This window comes from Variovorax soli (genome assembly GCF_031454625.1).
Classification (GTDB): domain Bacteria; phylum Pseudomonadota; class Gammaproteobacteria; order Burkholderiales; family Burkholderiaceae_C; genus Variovorax; species Variovorax soli_A.
Genome location: NZ_JAVDRF010000009.1, coordinates 96425 through 115358, shown reverse-complemented (window position 1 = coordinate 115358; position 18934 = coordinate 96425). Strand labels below are relative to the sequence as shown.

General features: G+C 66.0%; 17 protein-coding genes. 9 read left to right on the top strand and 8 right to left on the bottom strand.

Annotated elements, in window-relative coordinates:
* The first annotated feature begins 17 nt into the window (after positions 1 to 17).
* Positions 18 to 1151, top strand: coding sequence for a molecular chaperone DnaJ (gene dnaJ / locus J2739_RS19605; RefSeq protein ID WP_309904674.1), 1134 nt, complete (start codon positions 18 to 20; stop codon positions 1149 to 1151).
* Between the two features lie 72 nt (positions 1152 to 1223).
* Here the strand turns inward: dnaJ and J2739_RS19600 are convergent, their stop codons facing one another.
* A complete protein-coding gene (locus J2739_RS19600) occupies positions 1224 to 1895 on the bottom strand; it encodes a FadR/GntR family transcriptional regulator (protein ID WP_309904672.1) in 672 nt (223 codons plus the stop codon).
* Positions 1896 to 2013: 118 nt separating this feature from the next.
* Here J2739_RS19600 and J2739_RS19595 point away from each other — a divergent pair, with 118 nt between their 5' ends.
* The 5 genes from J2739_RS19595 (at position 2014) to J2739_RS19575 (ending at position 9113) form a co-directional block, all read left to right on the top strand.
* Complete coding sequence (locus J2739_RS19595) at positions 2014 to 2886, top strand: fumarylacetoacetate hydrolase family protein (protein WP_309904670.1); 873 nt, start codon at positions 2014 to 2016, stop codon at positions 2884 to 2886.
* 59 nt (positions 2887 to 2945) lie between these two features.
* Positions 2946 to 3923, top strand: coding sequence for a Bug family tripartite tricarboxylate transporter substrate binding protein (locus J2739_RS19590; protein WP_309904668.1), 978 nt, complete (start codon positions 2946 to 2948; stop codon positions 3921 to 3923).
* 437 nt (positions 3924 to 4360) lie between these two features.
* Positions 4361 to 6283, top strand: a complete 1923-nt coding sequence (locus J2739_RS19585; protein WP_309904666.1) for a PrkA family serine protein kinase — start codon at positions 4361 to 4363, stop codon at positions 6281 to 6283.
* 29 nt (positions 6284 to 6312) lie between these two features.
* Positions 6313 to 7599 (top strand): YeaH/YhbH family protein, encoded by a 1287-nt coding sequence (locus J2739_RS19580; RefSeq protein WP_309904886.1) that lies wholly within the window; start codon positions 6313 to 6315, stop codon positions 7597 to 7599.
* 5 nt (positions 7600 to 7604) lie between these two features.
* Positions 7605 to 9113 carry a SpoVR family protein gene (locus J2739_RS19575; RefSeq protein ID WP_309904664.1) on the top strand — a complete coding sequence of 503 codons (1509 nt, stop codon included), beginning with the start codon at positions 7605 to 7607 and terminating at the stop codon, positions 9111 to 9113.
* Between the two features lie 91 nt (positions 9114 to 9204).
* Here J2739_RS19575 and J2739_RS19570 read toward each other — a convergent pair whose 3' ends face one another.
* The 6 genes from J2739_RS19570 to aroQ all read right to left on the bottom strand — a co-directional run bounded on the left by J2739_RS19570 (position 9205) and on the right by aroQ (position 12805).
* Entirely contained in the window at positions 9205 to 9654 is a 450-nt protein-coding gene (locus J2739_RS19570; RefSeq protein ID WP_309904663.1) for a CBS domain-containing protein, read from the bottom strand.
* 45 nt (positions 9655 to 9699) lie between these two features.
* The gene (locus J2739_RS19565) at positions 9700 to 10671 is read right to left on the bottom strand and encodes an ATP-dependent 6-phosphofructokinase (protein ID WP_309904661.1); all 972 of its coding nucleotides are present in this window, start codon (positions 10669 to 10671) and stop codon (positions 9700 to 9702) included.
* Positions 10668 to 10937 carry a BON domain-containing protein gene (locus tag J2739_RS19560; RefSeq protein ID WP_309904659.1) on the bottom strand — a complete coding sequence of 90 codons (270 nt, stop codon included), beginning with the start codon at positions 10935 to 10937 and terminating at the stop codon, positions 10668 to 10670. Before J2739_RS19560 ends, J2739_RS19565 begins: the two co-directional genes overlap by 4 nt.
* 179 nt (positions 10938 to 11116) lie before the next feature.
* Entirely contained in the window at positions 11117 to 11575 is a 459-nt protein-coding gene (locus tag J2739_RS19555) for a pyridoxamine 5'-phosphate oxidase family protein (RefSeq protein ID WP_309904657.1), read from the bottom strand.
* Positions 11576 to 11706: 131 nt separating this feature from the next.
* Positions 11707 to 12342 (bottom strand): DNA-3-methyladenine glycosylase I, encoded by a 636-nt coding sequence (locus tag J2739_RS19550; protein ID WP_309904655.1) that lies wholly within the window; start codon positions 12340 to 12342, stop codon positions 11707 to 11709.
* A 13-nt stretch (positions 12343 to 12355) separates the two neighbouring features.
* Positions 12356 to 12805 carry a type II 3-dehydroquinate dehydratase gene (aroQ, locus tag J2739_RS19545; protein WP_309904653.1) on the bottom strand — a complete coding sequence of 150 codons (450 nt, stop codon included), beginning with the start codon at positions 12803 to 12805 and terminating at the stop codon, positions 12356 to 12358.
* Positions 12806 to 12928: 123 nt separating this feature from the next.
* Here aroQ and J2739_RS19540 point away from each other — a divergent pair, with 123 nt between their 5' ends.
* Positions 12929 to 14035, top strand: coding sequence for an S-(hydroxymethyl)glutathione dehydrogenase/class III alcohol dehydrogenase (locus tag J2739_RS19540; protein ID WP_309904651.1), 1107 nt, complete (start codon positions 12929 to 12931; stop codon positions 14033 to 14035).
* Between the two features lie 211 nt (positions 14036 to 14246).
* Positions 14247 to 15104: an S-formylglutathione hydrolase gene (fghA, locus tag J2739_RS19535; protein WP_309904649.1), complete on the top strand. Its 858-nt coding sequence runs from the start codon at positions 14247 to 14249 to the stop codon at positions 15102 to 15104.
* 24 nt (positions 15105 to 15128) lie between these two features.
* Here the strand turns inward: fghA and J2739_RS19530 are convergent, their stop codons facing one another.
* The gene (locus J2739_RS19530; protein ID WP_309904648.1) at positions 15129 to 15656 is read right to left on the bottom strand and encodes a gluconokinase; all 528 of its coding nucleotides are present in this window, start codon (positions 15654 to 15656) and stop codon (positions 15129 to 15131) included.
* Between the two features lie 62 nt (positions 15657 to 15718).
* Here J2739_RS19530 and J2739_RS19525 point away from each other — a divergent pair, with 62 nt between their 5' ends.
* Positions 15719 to 18934 carry an efflux RND transporter permease subunit gene (locus J2739_RS19525; RefSeq protein WP_309904645.1) on the top strand — a complete coding sequence of 1072 codons (3216 nt, stop codon included), beginning with the start codon at positions 15719 to 15721 and terminating at the stop codon, positions 18932 to 18934.

The following is an 18934-nucleotide window of genomic DNA, read 5'->3' as shown; positions in this document are numbered from 1 at the left end:
GACCACTGCGACCGACCATGGCTACCAAACGCGACTATTACGAAACCCTCGGCGTTCCCAAGAACGCGAGCGAGGATGAAATCAAGAAGGCTTATCGCAAGCTGGCGATGAAGCACCACCCTGACCGCAACCATGGCGACAGCAAGGATGCCGAGACCAAGTTCAAGGAGGTCAAGGAAGCCTACGAGATGCTGTCGGACCCGCAGAAGCGGGCGGCCTACGACCAGTATGGGCACGCCGGTGTCGACCCCAACATGCGCGGCGGCCCCGGCCCCGAGGGCTTCGGCGGCTTCGCGGAAGCCTTCGGCGACATCTTCGGCGACGTGTTCGGCGCGCGCGCCGGCCGCGGCGGCGGCGGCCGACAGGTGTTCCGCGGAAGCGACCTGAGCTACGCAATGGAGATCACGCTCGAGGAGGCGGCCGACGGCAAGGATGCGCAGATCCGCATCCCCAGCTGGGACGACTGCGGCAGCTGCAAGGGCACCGGCGCCAAGCCCGGCACCAAGCCGATCACTTGCACCACCTGCCATGGCAATGGCGTCGTCCAGATGCGCCAGGGTTTCTTCAGCGTGCAGCAGACCTGCCCGACCTGCCATGGCACCGGCAAGATCATTCCGGAGCCGTGCGCCACCTGCCACGGCCAGGGCAAGATCAAGAACAACAAGACGCTGGAGGTGAAGATCCCGGCGGGCATCGACGACGGCATGCGCATCCGCAGCACCGGGAACGGCGAGCCAGGAACCAACGGCGGGCCGCCGGGCGACCTCTACATCGAGATCCGGCTCAAGAAGCACGAGCTGTTCGAGCGCGACGGCGACGACCTGCACTGCGTCGTGCCGGTCAGCATCACGACCGCTGCGCTGGGCGGCGAGATCAGCGTGCCCACGCTCAAGGGCCCGGCCGCCATCGACATCCCGGACGGCACCCAGAGCGGCAAGCAGTTCCGCTTGCGCGGCAAGGGCATCAAGGGCGTGCGCTCCAGCTACCCGGGCGACCTCTACTGCCACATCCGCGTTGAAACCCCCGTCAAGCTGACCGAGCACCAGCGCAAGCTGATGAAGGACCTCGACGAGTCGCTCAAGAAGGGCGGGAACAAGCACAGCCCGACCGACAAGGGCTGGTTCGACAAGGCGAAAGAGTTCTTCAGCTGATCTGGCGCTTTCCCAGGGTTCGCCGGCCGCTGGGGAAATTGGGCCTGATTGGTATTGCTGGGGCCCAAGGGCTCAGAAGCCAAGCAGGTTGCGCCGCACGTGCGCCAGGTGCTCCGTGCAGAGCTGCACGGCGCGCGGGCCGTCCCGGTCCTTGAGGGCGGCGACCAGCTGGCGGTGCTCGCGCTGGTAGTCGAGCCGGCGCTCGGGCGTTGCGCTGCGGCGCTTGAGCATGCCCCACTCGCTCTGGGCCCGCACCTCGTTCATGCGCTGAAACACCGTCGAAATGAAGGCGTTGTGCGCGGCATCGGCAATGGCCTCGTGCAAACGGCCGTCCCACAATTCGAAATCCTCGAGCGTGGCGGCCGCCTCGCCTTTCTCGCAGCACGTTTCCATGCGCGAGAAATCCGCAGCGGTGGCGTTGCCGATCACCATGGCGATGATCGCCGGCTCCAGCACCAGGCGCGCACTCATCAATTCCGCCGGACTGGTGGCGAGCGGCGCCTCCCCGTCGCTCAGACCCGCCAGCGCCGCGGCCACCTCGGCGCTTACATACGTTCCGCTGCCGACGGTCTGGGTGATGAGGCCGAGCTCCTTCAGCTCCGCCAGGACCCGGCGCACCGTCGACCGGCTGAGGCCGAACTGGCCGCTCAGCGCACGCTCGGTGGGCAGGCGATGGCCGGCACGCCACGTGCGCGACTGGAGGTTGTCGAGAATGGCTTCCCGCAGGGTCAGGGCGGTGTACACGATCGAGGTTCGAGGGTGGGACGAAGAGCGGCGGCTATCGTAGCAAGCACGCCAAGCCGCTCCCCTTGTTGTGAGATTGGTATCCGATTGGTAGCATTTGGTCTCAAAGGAGGTCATTTTGCGCATCGCCACCTACCAATATCAAGGCCGCCGCCAGGTCGGCCTGGTTTCAGACGACGGAAGCACCCTCCACCGCCTCCCCCTCGATGCGGATCGCGCGCAGCGCGGCGCCCTGCCCCTGATCGAGGACCATGCCGCTGGCACGGCCTGGCCCGCGCCGACCGGCCAGCCCGTGCACCTGGCTGACGTGAAGCTCGAGGCGCCCTTGCCCCTGCCGCGCCGCAACCTCTTCTGCGTGGGGCGCAATTACCACGCCCATGCCAAGGAGCTGTCGGGCTCGGTGTTCAAGAACAACGCCGCGAACCCGCAGGAGTGGCCGATCGTCTTCACCAAGGTGCCCGAGTGCGTGATCGGCCCAGGCGACGAGGTCCGGCTGCCGGGCGATGCGATTTCCGCGCAGATCGACTACGAGGCCGAGCTGGCGGTGGTCATCGGCAAGGCCGGCCGCAACATCGCGCGGTCGGACGCGATGGCCCACGTGTTCGGCTACACCATCGTGAACGACGTCACCGCCCGTGATGTGCAGATGCGCCACCAACAATGGGATCTCGGCAAGTCCTTCGACACCTTCTGCCCCATGGGCCCGTGGATCGTGAGCGCCGACGCGCTGGACGGCTCGCGCACCCGCGTGCGCTGCTGGGTCAATGGCGAACTGCGCCAGGACGCGCCGACCACCGACTTCATCTTCGACATTCCGACGTTGATCGAGACCTGCTCGCGCGGCATCACCCTGCACCCGGGCGACGTGATCGCGACCGGGACGCCCGCGGGCGTGGGCATGGGCTTCTCGCCGCCGCGCTATCTCAAGGCCGGCGACAGGGTCCGCATCGAGATCGATGGCCTGGGCACGCTGGAAAACGCCTTCGCCTGAAGCTCCCTCATGCATCTCATTTCATGCACATATATATACATAAAACGGAGACACGCACCATGCAACGGTCCCTGCGGCTGCGCGCCGTCCTGCTCACGGCTGCTTGCTGCATTGCGGCAAACGCGCTGGCCCAATCGAACTGGCCCGAGAAGCCGATCACCATGATCGTGCCCTTTCCGCCCGGCGGCGTGGCCGACACGGTGGCCCGGCCCGTGGCCGAGGCCCTGTCGCGCGAACTCGGACAGTCGGTGATCGTCGAGAACCGGGCGGGCGCCGGCGGGGCCGTGGGCATCGGCTTCGTGGCGCGCGCGCCCGCCGACGGTTACACGGTACTGCTGAGCCTGTCCTCGATATCGATCCTGCCGGAGGCCGACGCCCTCCTGGCGCGCAAGCCGGCCTACCAGATGAGCCAGTTGAAGCCGATCGCGCGCTTCACGGCCGACCCGACCGTGCTGGTGGTGCGGGCCGACGCGCCCTGGCAGACGCTCGCCGAGTTCGTCGCCGACGCGCGCCGCAAGCCCGGCACTTACAACTATGGGAGCTCCGGCAACTACGGCACCATGCACGTGCCCATGGAGATGCTGAAGAACGCCGCGGGCTTCCGCATGACCCACATCCCGTACACCGGCGCGGGTCCCGCCGTGGTCGCGCTGCTCGCGGGCCAGGTGGATGCGATCGCCAGCGGCCCGGCCACCGTGGTGCAGCAGATCAAGGCCGGCAAGCTGCGCGCGCTGGCGCACTGGGGCGACCGGCCCTTGGCCGCGCTGCCGGGCGTCCCCAGCCTCGAGCAGTCAGGCTTCAAGGTGAAGTTCGCGCAGTGGTCGGGGCTGTTCGTGCCGGCGGCGACGCCGGACGACGTCGTCGGCAAGCTGCGCGCCGCTTCGGCCAAGGCGGCCGCGGACCGGGCGGTGGTCCAGGTCATCGAGAAGGCGGGCAGCCCGATCGCCTACCTCGATGCCCCCGAGTTCGAGTCCTACTGGCGCTCCGATGCGGCCGTGATGATCGATGCAGTCCGCAAGATCGGCAAGGTGGAGTAACGGCGCGAGGGCACTCAAGCACAGACGGCGGGAGCCTGTGCACCTTTTGGCATCGCCGCATCGTGCCTTCACGTCGTGGCCGGAATAGTCTTTGCACAGGCCTTGCTGACGCCGCCGCGCGAATCGTTGATGATGTCCTACATCGCCCTTGGTGCAAGTCGCCAGAGCGCTCGAGCGTGATGGCAGACCCGGTTCGATTTACATGCGTTTATGCTCATTGCTGCCGCTTTCGCGTTGGAACTTTTAGACGGACGGTTCGTTCTTATTTGAAAACCAATTTGCTCGACGCGTTGTTTGTTCTATGCTTTGAGCCAAGTTACTGCTCGAGGAGTTTTTCCTAAGCGTGCTCAACTCACCTGGCACCATTCCTGCGAACGATGCGATGTGTGCAGCACGGAAACTCCGGGCAGCGCCCCGCTGACTCGATGGAGGTGTTTATGGATGTCATCAGCAACTTCGCCGCCCGTTACGAGCGGACTCGCGAAGAGGTCCTCTCCCTGCAGGAGTACCTCGAGATCTGCAAACGGGAGCCCGCGGCCTACGCGACCGCGGCCGAGCGAATGCTCAAGGCCATCGGGGAGCCGGAGCTCGTCGACACGCGCAACGATCCGCGCCTGTCGCGCATCTTCGCCAACAAGGTCATCAAGATCTACCCGGCCTTCCGCGAGTTCTACGGCATGGAGGACGCCATCGAGCAGGTGGTCTCCTACTTCCGGCACGCGGCGCAGGGCCTGGAAGAGCGCAAGCAGATCCTCTATCTGCTCGGTCCCGTCGGCGGCGGCAAGAGCTCGATCGCAGAGCGCCTGAAGCAGCTGATGGAGCAGGTGCCCTTCTATTCCATCAAGGGCTCGCCGGTCAACGAGTCGCCGCTCGGCCTCTTCAATGCGACCGAAGACGGCGAGATCCTCGAGAAGGAATACGGCATACCGCTTCGCTACCTCAACCGCATCCTGTCGCCCTGGGCCGTCAAGCGTCTCGAGGAGTACGGTGGCGACATCCGCCAGTTCCAGGTCGTCAAGCGCTACCCGTCGGTGCTGCGCCAGATCGCGGTCGCCAAGACCGAGCCCGGCGACGAGAACAACCAGGACATCTCCTCGCTGGTCGGCAAGATCGACATCCGCAAGCTCGAGACCTACGCCCAGGACGATCCCGACGCCTACGCCTACTCCGGCGGCCTGTGCCTGGCCAACCAGGGCCTGCTGGAGTTCGTCGAGATGTTCAAGGCGCCGATCAAGGTGCTGCACCCGCTGCTCACGGCCACGCAGGAAGGCAACTTCAAGGGCACCGAAGGCTTCGGGGCCATCCCCTTCGACGGCATCGTGCTCGCGCACAGCAACGAGAGCGAGTGGAAGGCCTTCCGCAACAACAAGAACAACGAGGCCTTCCTCGACCGGATCTACATCGTCAAGGTGCCCTACTGCCTGCGCGTGTCCGAAGAGATCAAGATCTACGAGAAGCTGGTGCGCAACTCGTCGCTCGCGCTGGCACCCTGTGCGCCCGGCACGCTGCGCATGATGGCCCAGTTCTCCGTGCTGACGCGTCTGAAGGAGCCGGAGAACTCCAGCATCTTCAGCAAGATGCAGGTCTACGACGGCGACAACCTGAAGGACACCGATCCGAAGGCCAAGTCGATCCAGGAGTACCGCGACTATGCTGGCGTCGATGAAGGCATGGCCGGCGTGTCCACCCGCTTCGCATTCAAGATCATCTCCAAGGTCTTCAACTTCGACAGCGGCGAGGTCGCCGCGAACCCGGTGCACCTGATGTACGTGCTCGAGCAGCAGATCGAGCGCGAGCAGTTCGCGCCGGAGACCGAGCAGAAGTACCTGTCGTACATCAAGGAGCTGATGGCACCGCGCTATGCGGAGTTCATCGGCAAGGAGATCCAGACCGCCTACCTCGAGAGCTACTCCGAGTATGGCCAGAACATCTTCGATCGCTACGTGACCTACGCCGACTACTGGATCCAGGACCAGGAGTACCGCGACCAGGACACCGGCGAGGTGTTCGACCGGGGCTCGCTGAACGCCGAGCTCGAGAAGATCGAGAAGCCCGCGGGCATCAGCAATCCCAAGGACTTCCGCAATGAGATCGTGAACTTCGTGCTGCGCGCGCGCGCCGGCAACGCGGGCAAGAACCCGCTGTGGACCAGCTACGAGAAGCTGCGCACGGTGATCGAGAAGAAGATGTTCTCGAACACCGAGGAGTTGCTGCCCGTCATCAGCTTCAACGCCAAGAGCAGCGCCGACGAGATGAAGAAGCACGAGGATTTCGTCAACCGCATGGTGCAGAAGGGCTACACCGCCAAGCAGGTGCGCCTGCTGTGCGAGTGGTACCTGCGCGTGCGCAAGAGCTCATGATGAGCTGACAAGGAGTTCCGGCCGTGGCCATGCTGCAGCAGATCATCGACCGCCGGCTGTCGGGGAAGAACAAATCCATCGGCAACCGCGAGCGTTTCCTGCGGCGCTACCGCGAGCAGATCGGCGAGGCCGTGCGCCGCGCCGTCAGCGGCCGCAACATCCGCGACCTCGAGCAGGGCGAGGACATCACGCTGCCCAAGCGAGATGTGTCCGAACCGGTGTTCGGCCACGGCCCCGGCGGCGACCGCGAGTATGTGCACCCGGGCAACCGCGAATACGTCAAGGGCGACCGCATCGAGCGGCCGCAGGGCGGCGGCGGCGGCAAGGGAAGCGGCTCGCAGGCCGGCGACGGGGAAGGCGGCGAGGACGACTTCGTCTTCCGCCTCACCAAGGAAGAGTTCATGCGGGTCTTCTTCGAGGACCTCGCGCTGCCCCACCTGGTCCGCACCCAGCTGGCCGAAGTGCCCGAATGGAAGAGCCAGCGCGCCGGCTTCACCCAGGATGGCATGCCCACCAACCTGCACGTCGTGCGCTCCATGCGCGGCGCGCTGGCGCGGCGCATCGCCCTGGGAGGCGACTCGCGGCGCGAGATCCGCGAACTCGAGGCCCACCTCCTGCACCTGAAGCGCAGCCCGCGCGCCGCCGATGCACTGGTGCAGCGCGAGATCCGCGACACCGAGGCCAAGATCGAGGAACTCAAGGCCAAGGCCAAGCACATCCCCTATCTGGACCCGATCGACCTGCGCTACCGCAATCGCGTCAAGGTGCCGATCCCCTCGGCCAAGGCCGTGATGTTCTGCCTGATGGACGTCTCCGGTTCGATGGACGAGGCGCGCAAGGACATGTCCAAGCGCTTCTTCATGCTGCTGTATCTGTTCCTGACACGGCACTACGAGAAGATCGAGCTGGTCTTCATTCGCCACCACACCCAGGCCAGCGAAGTGAGCGAGGAAGAGTTCTTCCACGCCACCGAGACCGGCGGCACCGTGGTCTCCAGTGCGCTCACGCTGATGCACGAGATCGTCCGCGCGCGCTTTCCCAGCAACGAGTGGAACATCTACGGCGCTCAGGCCAGCGACGGCGACAACTGGCACCAGGACAGCGGCCGCTGCCGCGAGCTGCTGGCCGACCAGTTGCTCCCGCTGGTGCGCTACTACGCTTACGTGCAGGTGGCGGACGCCGAGCAGAACATGTGGGAGGAGTACAGCCAGCTGGTCGAATCTCACAAGAACTTCGCGATGCGCAAGGTCGCCGATGCGGCGGACATCTACCCGGTGTTCCGCGACCTGTTCAAGAAAGAGAGGGGGACCGCGTGAACGCCATGAAACGAGAACCGCTGCCGAGCCCCTCGGACTGGACCTTCGACCTCATCGAGCGCTACCACAGCGAGATCGCCCGCGTGGCGCGCGGCTACAAGCTGGACACCTACGCCAACCAGCTCGAGATCATCACGGCCGAGCAGATGATGGATGCCTATGCCTCGGTGGGCATGCCGGTGATCTACCGCCACTGGTCCTACGGCAAGCAGTTCATCTCGACCGAGAAGAACTACCGGCGCGGGCACATGGGCCTGGCCTACGAGATCGTCATCAATTCCGACCCCTGCATCGCCTACCTGATGGAAGAGAACACCATGGCGATGCAGGCCCTGGTGATCGCCCACGCGGCCTACGGGCACAACAGCTTCTTCAAGGGCAACTACCTGTTCAAGATGTGGACGGATGCCTCGTCCATCATCGACTACCTGGTCTACGCCCGGAACTACATCAGCGAGTGCGAGGAGCGGCACGGCCTGTCGGCCGTCGAAGACCTGCTGGATTCCTGCCACGCACTGATGAATCACGGCGTCGACCGCTACCGCCGTCCGCAGCGCCTGTCCCTGAGCCAGGAGCAGGCACGCCGCGAGGATCGCGAGCACCACCTGCAGCAGCAGGTCAACGACCTCTGGCGCACCCTGCCGCGGCGCGCCGGCCGCACCGCGGATGAAGAAGAGGCGTCCAAGCGCTTCCCCTCCGAGCCGCAGGAGAACCTGCTCTACTTCATCGAGAAGAATGCACCATTGCTGGAGCCCTGGCAGCGCGAAGTGGTGCGTATCGTGCGCAAGATCGGGCAGTACTTCTATCCGCAGCGCCAGACCCAGGTCATGAACGAAGGCTGGGCCACCTTCTGGCACTACACCCTGCTCAACACCTTGTACGACGAGGGCCTGCTGGCCGACGGCTTCATGATGGAGTGGCTGCAGTCGCACACCAACGTGGTGTTCCAGCCGCCGGTCGGCCACCGCGCCTACAGCGGCATCAATCCCTATGCGCTGGGCTTCGCCATGTACACCGACCTGCGGCGCATCTGCGAGAACCCCACCGAGGAAGACCGGCGGTGGTTCCCCGACCTGGCCGGCTCGCCCTGGCTGCAATCGCTGGACTACGCGATGCGCAACTTCAAGGACGAGAGCTTCGTCGGCCAGTTCCTCTCGCCAAAGCTCATGCGCGACTTCCGCTTCTTCTCGATCCGCGACAAGGAAAGCGAGCCGGAACTCGAGGTGTCGGCCATTCACGATGACAGCGGCTACAAGCAACTGCGGGAGTCGCTGTCGCGCCAGTACGACCTCAACCACCGCGAGCCCAACATCCAGGTCTGGAGCGTCAACCTGCGCGGCGACCGCGCCCTGACCTTGCGCCACACCCAGCACAATGACCGCCCGCTGCACGACGACGCCCAGGAAGTGCTCAAGCACGTCGCCCGGCTCTGGGGCTTCGATGTGCACCTCGAGAGCGTCGACAGCCAGGGCCGGGTGAGCCACCGCAAGGTGGCTGGGCCGCAAGCGGCCTAGTGTTGAGCCAAGAGCAGCGCGCCGGGCAATCTGGACGTGTCGCAGCCGCCCACCGCAGATCCGCAACGGTGCCTGGTGCGCTGCATGCGTGCTAGCGACGCGTTCGCTGCTCGCGATTGATTTCCTTGGAGACGATCCCGGCCAGGACGGCGAACTGGTCGGCATGCATGCTCAGGATGTCGTCAAGCGTGACGATCCCGACGAGCCTTCCGCCATGGTCGACCACTGGAAGGCGCCTCACACCATGCAGGCGCATGCGGTCCATGGCATCGAGCACATCTTCGTCGGCGTTGGCGATCACGAGATGCGAACTCATGATGGTCGATACCGGGGTTTTGCCCATGTCGACTTCGTTGACCAAGGCCTCGAGCACGATGTCACGGTCCGTGACGATGCCGGCGGGCGTTCGTTCGCCGGTTGGATCATCGACGACGACCACGTCACCTGTGTGATGCTTGCGCATCGTGCAGGCGGCTTCGAAGATGCTGGCATTCCTGCCGCAGGCGGCAACATCCAGTGTGCAAATGTCCTTGACAAGCATCTTGGCTCCTTTGGTGTGCGTGGATAGGCAGGCCGTTTTGGACGTTCAAAGCGAGAGCGTGCGGGCGAGGTCGAGCAGGTCCGGCTCGAGCGGCTTCTTGCGTCCAACGGACTCAGCCAGCGGCTCGGCAACGATGCACCCCGCACGGATGCCGACCAGGACACCGGTCCGCCCCTCTGCCAGGTGCATGACCGCCGCGGCGCCCAGCCGAGTGGCCAGCAGACGGTCCGTCATGCCCGGAGCGCCGCCGCGCTGCACATGTCCGAGCCGGCATAGACGCAGGTCGAAACCCAATGGCGTATCCGATCGCCCGAGACAGGAAGCCAACGCGTCGACGTTGTACTTCGCTCCTTCGGCGACGACCACGATGGCATGGCTCTTCCCGCGTGCCCATGTCGCCCGAATCTCTGCGGCCACCTGTACGGGGCTTGTCTCGACCTCAGGCACGACGATGAACTCGGCTCCGCTCGCAATGCCCACATTGAGAGCAATAAAGCCCCCATCGCGCCCCATGACCTCGACCAGGAACACGCGTCCGTGGGAAGCAGCGGTGACGCGCAGACGGTCGACGGATTCCAGAGCCACGTCCACGGCGGTAGTGGCGCCTATGGTGACGTCGAATCCGGCGATATCGTTGTCGATGGTGGAGGTGAGCCCCACGACCGACTGGCCGTTGCCCGACAAGGCGGCGGCACCCGCCTGGGAGCCACCGCCGCCAATCACGACGAGGTGCTCGATGCCCCGTTCCCGCAGCTGGCGCAGGGCCGCCTGCTGACCCTGGCCGGTCTTGAGCTCCTGGCATCGAGTGGTGCCCAGTATCGTGCCGCCGCGCTCCATGATGCCACCGACATCTCGAGAGCCCAACGGGACGAGATCGCCGGCCATGAGGCCCGTGTAGCCGTGCCTGACGCCGAAGGTCTGGAATCCCCTCGAGATCCCCGCGCGTACAACGGCGCGGATCGCTGCGTTCATCCCAGGCGCGTCACCGCCGCTCGTCAGCACGGCCAGCCGCTTCATGGGCGCAAATCCGAAGCGGAGTTCTTGGCGGGCGCGACGCGTCCCTCGCCCCCCGCGCGCACGTGCAACTTATCGATGAAGTCGGCGGCCGCCGAGACGCGCCGCACCGCACACTCCACCGCTGCCTTCTGCGCAGCGTCGGCCAGTTCACCAGTGAGCGTGACCACTCCACCTTCCACGCGCACATCGATCGATGCGGTACAGGCTATCGGATCCCAGTTCAGCGCTTCAAAAATCTCGTGCCTCAATTCGACGTCGGGATTCATGGGAATCTCTCCACGTTTTGATCAATGGCCCACTCTAGGACGATAAACGGCGAGCTCGCTTGCGATGGATCAATCCCTACGCATTCCGGCCCCACTGCCGGCGTGCGAGTGCGAAAGCATGCACCGAACCGGGCGGACGCCTGCCGAATCCGCTCATCGAGCGCCGCGACCGATGCCGACTACCAAACCACGAGGTCGGTATGCCCGAATCCCTTCGTGTAGTCGAGAACGGAGACGACTTCCGGAACGATGCGGAAAAGGGCGACCTGCTCCGGCGTCGGCATCTTCATTTGCGTCATCGAAGGCGGGGCATCCGGATACTTCAAGGGCAGCATGCGCAGCACCTTCTCGGCTTCTGCCCGATCGCTGACTCGGTGGGCTCTCGCCGCCATCGACAGGCCGGTGATCGACATGATGTCTGGCGTGTCGTGATCGATGGTGATCGAGACGCGGTTGTCCTGCGCGATGTTCCTGGCTTTCTGGCTCTCCAGGCCGCAAAGGAACCATAGCGTGAGGTCCTCGTTCACGTAGCCGACCGTGGTTGCCTGCGGCCAGCCGTCCGGCCGCAGCGTCGCGATGGTCATGATCCGGTGAGCGTCCAGCAGACCCTGGATCTTGCGTTTGGTTGTGTCGTCCACGGGACCTCCAAGCGTGTTGTCGCCGGACCAGTCTAGCGGTGGCGGGAGGACGGCCATTTGATGCGGATCAAGCGGCGAGGGGGACGCGCAGCACGTTGTGCAACGGCTTGTGATTTGCGACAGGACACCAGCTAGGGCAGCTTCAGGCTGGAGCGCGCCGCCAGTGCGCGTTCGCGCGCATGGCAATCCTCGATGTGGTCGTTGACCAGGCCCATCGCCTGCATGAAGGCGTAGACCGTGGTCGGACCGACGAAGCTCCAGCCCCTCTTCTTCAGGTCCTTGGACATCGCCACCGACTCCGGCGAAGTGGTCATGGTCCTGAGCGCCTCGTGGGTCATGCGCCTGGGCCGGGAGGCCGGATCGGGCTCGAAGCGCCAGGCATAGACGGCCAGCGAACCGAATTGCTCGCGCAACGCCAGCACCCGCTGCGCATTGTTGATGGCCGACTCGATCTTTCCGCGATGCCGCACGATGCCCGCATCGCCGAGCAGGCGCTCGACGTCCTTCGGTCCGAAGCGGGCCACGCGCTCGGCATCGAACTGCGCGAAGGCACTCCGGAAGGCTTCGCGCTTGTTGAGGATGGTGAGCCAGCTCAGGCCGGCCTGGAAGCCTTCGAGGCAGAGCTTCTCGAACAGGCGCCGGTCGTCGGTGACCGGGAATCCCCATTCGTTGTCGTGGTAGTGCTGGTAGGCCGTGGTGGATTCGCACCAGCGGCAGCGCAGCGCACCATCTTCTCCAGTGAACAGCCCCTGACGGTCCGGGCTCATCGACTCCCCTTTCTCACTCGCTCACCCGCACCAGCGCCTCGATCGCCAACCCGTAGCCCTTGACGCCGAAGCCGACGATGATCCCGCGCGCCGCCGGGGAGATGTAGGAGTGGTGGCGGAACTCCTCGCGCGCATGCACGTTCGAGATGTGCAGCTCGACCAGCGGCACGCTCGCGCCCTTGATCGCATCGTGAAGCGCGATCGAGGTGTGCGTGTACGCGCCCGGGTTCATCACCACGCCCAGCATGCGGGCGGCGGCCACTTCGCGGCCCGCCTCGTGGATCCAGTCGATCAGCTGGCCCTCGTGGTTCGACTGGCGGCACTCGATGTCTACGCCCAGCTTCGCGCCCGCCTCCGCACACAGGCGCTCGACGTCGGCCAAGGTTTCGTAGCCGTACTGCCCAGGTTCGCGGGTGCCGAGCAGGTTGAGATTGGGACCATTGAGGACGAGGATCTTTTTCATGGGCCGTTTGTAGCAGGTGTTGGCGGCCCCGGGGTAGCGCTCCTGGTGCGAATGCGTCAGCGTTCTATGGCATAAAGTGATGCGCGAACCCCTCCCGATATCTCCTCACTCTTGCCCCTGCCCATGAAAACCAAAGCCGCCGTCGCCTGGAAATCAGGTCAACCGCTCAGCATCGAAACCGTCGACCTCGACGGCCCAAGGTTCGGCGAGGTGCTGGTCGAGATCAAGGCCACCGGCATCTGCCACACCGACTACTACACCCTCTCCGGCGCCGACCCCGAAGGCATCTTCCCCGCCATCCTCGGGCACGAAGGCGCCGGCATCGTGGTCGACGTCGGCCCCGGCGTGACCTCGCTGAAGAAGGGCGACCACGTCATTCCGCTGTATACGCCCGAATGCCGGCAGTGCAAGTTCTGCCTCTCGCGCAAGACCAACCTCTGCCAGCTGATCCGCGGCACGCAAGGCAAGGGGCTGATGCCCGATGCGACCAGCCGCTTCAGCCTCGACGGCAAGCCCATCTTCCATTACATGGGCACGAGCACGTTCAGCAACTACACCGTGGCGCCCGAGATCTCGATGGCCAAGATCCGCGAGGACGCCCCTTTCGACAAGGTCTGCTACATCGGCTGCGGCGTCACCACCGGCATCGGCGCGGTGATCTTCACCGCCAAGGTGGAGGCCGGCGCCAACGTGGTGGTGTTCGGCCTGGGCGGCATCGGCCTGAACGTGATCCAGGGCGCGAAGATGGTGGGTGCCGACAAGATCATCGGCGTCGACCTGAACCCTGCGCGCGAAGCCATGGCGCGCAAGTTCGGCATGACGCACTTCCTGAACCCGAAGGAACACGCCAACATCGTCGACGCCATCGTGCAGCTGACCGATGGCGGCGCGGACTACAGCTTCGAATGCATCGGCAACACGCAGGTGATGCGACAGGCGCTGGAGTGCACGCACAAGGGCTGGGGCCGCAGCATCATCATCGGCGTGGCCGAGGCCGGCGCCGAAATCAGCACCCGCCCCTTCCAGCTGGTGACCGGCCGCAAGTGGGAGGGCTCGGCTTTCGGCGGGGCGCGCGGACGCACCGACGTGCCGAAAATCGTCGACTGGTACATGGAGAACAAGATCAACATCGATGACCTGATCACCCACACCATGCCGTTGGAAGACATCAACAAGGGCTTCGACCTGATGAAGCGCGGCGAGTCGATCCGCGGCGTGGTGCTGTACTGACCGCGCTCGCGATGACGACGAGGACACCGCGTCGCCAAGTCCGGTCGAAACCGATCGCCCCTGGAAACGAGCGGCGCTGTTGGCACCGGTACTCGCACGCCCGCCCGTTCGGCGGCCCGCACCGGCACCAAGTGATACCAGTCGGCGGCCACAGCCTGCCACAAGAAGAACCGCAGGACCTCGCCCGCGCCGTCCTCGAACCGGCAAGACCATGAGCCCAGGCATCCGCACGCTTTCCGAACACCGCTGCTTCGGTGGCACACAAGGCTTTCACGAACACGACGCACGCGAGATCGGCCTGCCGATGCGCTTCTCGGTCTTCCTGCCGCCGCAGGCGCGACAAGGCCCGGTGCCGGCCCTCATGTACCTCGCGGGGCTGACCTGCAACGAGGAGACCTTCATGGTCAAGGCCGGCGCCCAGCGGCTGGCGGCCGAGCTCGGCCTGGCCCTGATCGCATCCGACACCAGCCCGCGCGGCGCCCATGTGGCCGGCGAGAGCGACAACTGGGACTTCGGCGTCGGCGCCGGCTTCTACCTCGACGCCACGCAGGCGCCATGGGCCACGCACTGGCGCATGGAAAGCTGGATCGTCCACGAGTTGCTGCCGCTGCTGGGCGGGCATTTCCCCATCGATATCCATCGGCTGGGCATCTTCGGCCATTCGATGGGCGGGCACGGCGCTCTGACGCTGGCGCTGCGCCATCCGGGCCGCTTCGCCTCGCTCTCGGCCTTCGCGCCGATCTGCGCGCCCACCGAGTGCCCGTGGGGCGAGAAGGCCTTCGGCGGCTACCTCGGCCCCGACCGCGAGCAATGGCTGGCGCACGATGCGAGCGCGCTGATGCAGTCGCAGACAGCTGCACCTTATCCCGCCGGCATCCTCGTCGACCAGGGCCTGGCCGACAAATTCCTGGCCGACCAGTTGCACCCGCACCGGCTCGAAGCCGCCTGCCGCGCCGTCGGCCAGCCGCTGACGTTGCGCCGGCACGAGGGCTACGACCACGGCTACTACTTCGTGCAGAGCTTCGTGGCGGACCACCTGGCGCACCACGCCCGGACCCTGCGGGCCTGAGGCGCGGCCGGCCCTGCCAGGAGATCAGGCTGTCAGCCAGGACCTGGCCTCTTTCACCAGCTCGGGCAGCGGCGCGCTCGCATCCACGGTCAGGACGCCCACCTCTCCCGTTGGCGGCTCGAGGGTGGCGAACTGGTCCGCAACCAGGCTGGGCGAAAAAAAGTGCCCGGCGCCGCGCGCGGCGACCCGGCGCTCGGCCTCTTCGCGCGACAGGTCCATGAAGACGAACAGCAGCTCCGACACTGCGGCACGCAGCCGCTCGCGGTAGGCCCGCTTGAGCGCCGAGCAGCTCAGCACCGCGCCTCGAGGATGCGCGGCGAGCGTCGCGGCCAGGGTGTTCAGCCAGCCTGCGCGGTCTTCGTCGGTGAGCGCGATGCCCGCACGCATCTTGCTCACGTTCTCGGGCGAATGAAAGTCGTCGCCTTCGATCAGCGGCAGGCCCAGCTCGCGGGCCAGCGCGGCCCCGAGGCTGGACTTGCCGCAGCCCGAAACGCCCATCACCACGAGCCAGCGTGAAGGGTTCTGCGATGAAGATAGGTAAAGCTCGGTCATTGGAACTATTGTCTTGCCATCTCTCTTTATGATGGCGCCGTTCTCGCCGGAAGTAACAAGCCGTGTCCATGGTTTCGCTGGCTCTGCGCCGCCCCTACACCTTCATCGTGATGGCGATGCTGATCGTGCTGGCCACGCCTTTCGTGCTGGCGCGCATGGCCACGGACATCTTCCCGGACATCAACATCCCGGTCCTGAGCATCATCTGGAACTACGGCGGCCTGCCGGCCCAGGAGATGGGACAGCGCATTGCCGGCCAGACCGAGCGCGGCCTCACCACCACGGTGAGCGACATCGAGCACATCGAATCGCAGTCGTTGGCCGGCGTGAGCGTCATCAAGATCTTCTTCCAGCCCACGGCCAACATCGAGACCGCGATCGCCCAGACGGTCGCCTCGGTGCAGACCCAGGTGCGCCAGCTGCCGCCGGGGATCACGCCGCCGCTGGTGATCAAGTACTCGGCCTCCAGCATCCCGGTGATCCAGCTGGCGCTGTCGAGCAGCGAGCGGCCGGAGAACGCGCTCTTCGACTCGGCCATCAACCAGTTGCGGCCGCAGCTCATCACCATTCCCGGCGTGGCCATCCCCTTTCCCTATGGCGGCAAGAACCGGGTGATCTCGGTGGACCTCGATACCCAGGCCCTGCAGGCGCGCGGGCTCTCGCCGGCCGAGGTGGTGAACGCAGTCAACGCGCAGAACCTGATCCTGCCTTCGGGCACCGCCAAGTTCGGCGCCACCGAGTACAGCGTGAGGATGAACGGCTCGCCCGAGGTGCTGGCCGGCCTCAACGACCTGCCGGTGCGCACCGCGGGCGGCGCCACCACGTACCTGCGCGACGTGGCCTACGTGCGCGACGGCTTCCAGCCGCAGACCAACATCGTGCGGCAGGACGGCGTGCGCGGCGTGCTGCTGTCGGTGATCAAGAACGGCGCCGCCTCCACGCTGGACATCGTCTCCAACCTGCGCACACTGCTGCCGGTGGCGCAGCAGGGCATGCCGGCCGACATCAAGGTCACGCCGCTGTTCGACCAGTCGCTCTTCGTGAAGGCGGCCGTGCAGGGCGTGGTGCTCGAAGCCGTCATCGCCGCACTGCTGACGGCCGCGATGGTGCTGATCTTCCTTGGCAACTGGCGCAGCACGCTGATCATTGCGGCCACCATCCCGCTGTCGATCCTGGCGTCTATCCTAGTGCTCTACGCGCTCGGCGAGACGCTCAACCTGATGACGCTGGGTGGGCTCGCGCTGTCGGTCGGCATCTTGGTCGACCAGGCGATCGTGACCATCGAGAACATCGAGCGCCACCTGCACATGGGCACGCCGCTCCATGAGGCGATCATGGTCGGCGCCGGGGAGATCGGCACGGCGGCCTTCGTCTCCACGCTGTGCATCTGCATCGTCTTCGTGCCGATGTTCTTCCTTTCGGGCGTGGCGCGCTTCCTGTTCGTGCCGCTGGCCGAGGCCGTGGTGTTCGCGATGCTGGCCTCCTACATCCTGTCGCGCACGCTGGTGCCGACGCTGGTGATGCTGCTGATGGGACGCGTGCAGGCCCATGGCCCCGCTGCCGGCCGTGCCACGCCGAGCCTGCTGCAGCGGCTCTACGGCAGCTTCGACCGGCGCTTCGAGCGCGTGCGCCGCGCCTACACACTGGTGCTGTCGGCGCTGCTGTCCAGGCGCGGGCCGTTCATCGCGCTCTTTCTCGGCTTCTGCCTGCTGTCCTGCCTGCTGTACCCGGTGCTGGGCCGCGACTTCTTCCCCAGCGTGGACGCCGGCCAGATCCGCCTGCACATGCGCGCGCCCACCGGCACCCGCATCGAGGAAACCGCGCGGCTCGCCGACCAAGTGGAAGCGGCGATCCGCGAGCTGGTGCCGAAGGACCAACTCGAGACCATCCTCGACAACCTCGGCGTGCCCAACAGCGGCATCAATCTCTCGTACAGCAATGCCGGCACCATCGGCACATTGGACGGCGAGATCCTGCTCTCGCTGCGGGAGGGGCACCGGCCCACGGAGGAATTCGTCTCGCTGCTGCGCGCGGAGCTGCCCAGGCGCTTCCCCGGCATCGAGTTCTTCTTCCAGCCGGCAGACATCGTCACGCAGATCCTCAACTTCGGCCTGCCGGCAGCCATCGACGTGCAGTTCAGCGGCAACGACCTGGCCGGCAATTCGCAGCGCGCCGCGGAGCTGGTCAAGGCCATCCGCAAGATCCCCGGCGCGGTCGACGCCCACGTGCACCAGCGCCTGGACGCGCCCAGCCTCAGCCTGCAGATGGACCGCACGCGGCTGCAGCAGGTCGGGCTGACCGCACAGAACGTGGGCCAGAACGTACTGATCGCACTGTCGGGCAGCTCGCAGACGGCGCCCGCCTTCTGGCTCAATCCGCAGAACGGCGTGGTCTACAACGTCGCGGTGCAGACGCCGCAGTACAAGGTCGACTCGCTCGACGCGCTGCTCAACATCCCCGTTTCCGGCTCGGGCGCCAATGCCGGGCCGCCGCAGTTGCTGGGCAACCTGGTCGAGGCCGAGGCGGCGCGACAACCCTCCGTGGTCTCGCGCTACAACATCGCGCCGGTGGTCGACGTGTACGTCAGCGTGCAGGGCACCGATCTCGCGAGCGTCGCGGCCGAGGTCAGGAAGCTCGTCGACGAGGTGCGGCCCAAGCTGTCGCGCGGCAGCCAGGTCACGATCCGCGGCCAGGTGCAGACGATGCAGACCTCCTTCCTCGGGCTGGGGGTGGGGCTCGCGATGGCCGTGGTGCTGGTGTACCTGCTGATCGTGGTCACCTTCCAGTCCTGGCTGGATGCCGCGATCATCATCACCGCGCTGCCCGCGGCGCTGGCCGGCATTGCCTGGATGCTGTTCCTCACCGGCACCACGCTCAGCGTGCCGGCGCTGACCGGCGCGATCATGACCATGGGCGTGGCCACGGCCAACAGCATCCTGCTGGTGTCCTTCGCGCGCGAGCGGCTGTCGGCCGGCGTGCCGCCGCTGTCGGCCGCGCTCGAAGCGGGCGCCACCCGCATTCGGCCGGTGCTGATGACGGCGCTGGCGATGATCATCGGCATGATCCCGATGGCGCTGGGCCTGGGCGAAGGCGCGGAGCAGAACGCGCCGCTGGGCCGCGCCGTGATCGGCGGCCTGCTGTTCGCGACCGTGTCCACCCTCTTCTTCGTGCCGGCCGTCTATGCCGGCATCCACAGCCGCCGGGCCCATCGCAAGGCGGCACGCGAAGCCGAAGCCACCGCATCGCCGTTGCAGAGCGCAACGCCGCAGGAGAGTTGA

Excerpts from the sequence above, each read along its gene's own strand:
- J2739_RS19585 (WP_309904666.1), top strand. The coding sequence starts at position 4,361 with ATGGATGTCATCAGCAACTTCGCCGCCCGTTACGAGCGGACTCGCGAA.
- J2739_RS19560 (WP_309904659.1), bottom strand. The coding sequence starts at position 10,937 with ATGAATCCCGACGTCGAATTGAGGCACGAGATTTTTGAAGCGCTGAAC.
- J2739_RS19540 (WP_309904651.1), top strand. The coding sequence starts at position 12,929 with ATGAAAACCAAAGCCGCCGTCGCCTGGAAATCAGGTCAACCGCTCAGC.
- J2739_RS19550 (WP_309904655.1), bottom strand. The coding sequence starts at position 12,342 with ATGAGCCCGGACCGTCAGGGGCTGTTCACTGGAGAAGATGGTGCGCTG.
- J2739_RS19565 (WP_309904661.1), bottom strand. The coding sequence starts at position 10,671 with ATGAAGCGGCTGGCCGTGCTGACGAGCGGCGGTGACGCGCCTGGGATG.
- fghA (WP_309904649.1), top strand. The coding sequence starts at position 14,247 with ATGAGCCCAGGCATCCGCACGCTTTCCGAACACCGCTGCTTCGGTGGC.
- aroQ (WP_309904653.1), bottom strand. The coding sequence starts at position 12,805 with ATGAAAAAGATCCTCGTCCTCAATGGTCCCAATCTCAACCTGCTCGGC.
- J2739_RS19570 (WP_309904663.1), bottom strand. The coding sequence starts at position 9,654 with ATGCTTGTCAAGGACATTTGCACACTGGATGTTGCCGCCTGCGGCAGG.
- J2739_RS19575 (WP_309904664.1), top strand. The coding sequence starts at position 7,605 with ATGAAACGAGAACCGCTGCCGAGCCCCTCGGACTGGACCTTCGACCTC.
- dnaJ (WP_309904674.1), top strand. The coding sequence starts at position 18 with ATGGCTACCAAACGCGACTATTACGAAACCCTCGGCGTTCCCAAGAAC.
- J2739_RS19590 (WP_309904668.1), top strand. The coding sequence starts at position 2,946 with ATGCAACGGTCCCTGCGGCTGCGCGCCGTCCTGCTCACGGCTGCTTGC.
- J2739_RS19530 (WP_309904648.1), bottom strand. The coding sequence starts at position 15,656 with ATGACCGAGCTTTACCTATCTTCATCGCAGAACCCTTCACGCTGGCTC.
- J2739_RS19580 (WP_309904886.1), top strand. The coding sequence starts at position 6,313 with ATGCTGCAGCAGATCATCGACCGCCGGCTGTCGGGGAAGAACAAATCC.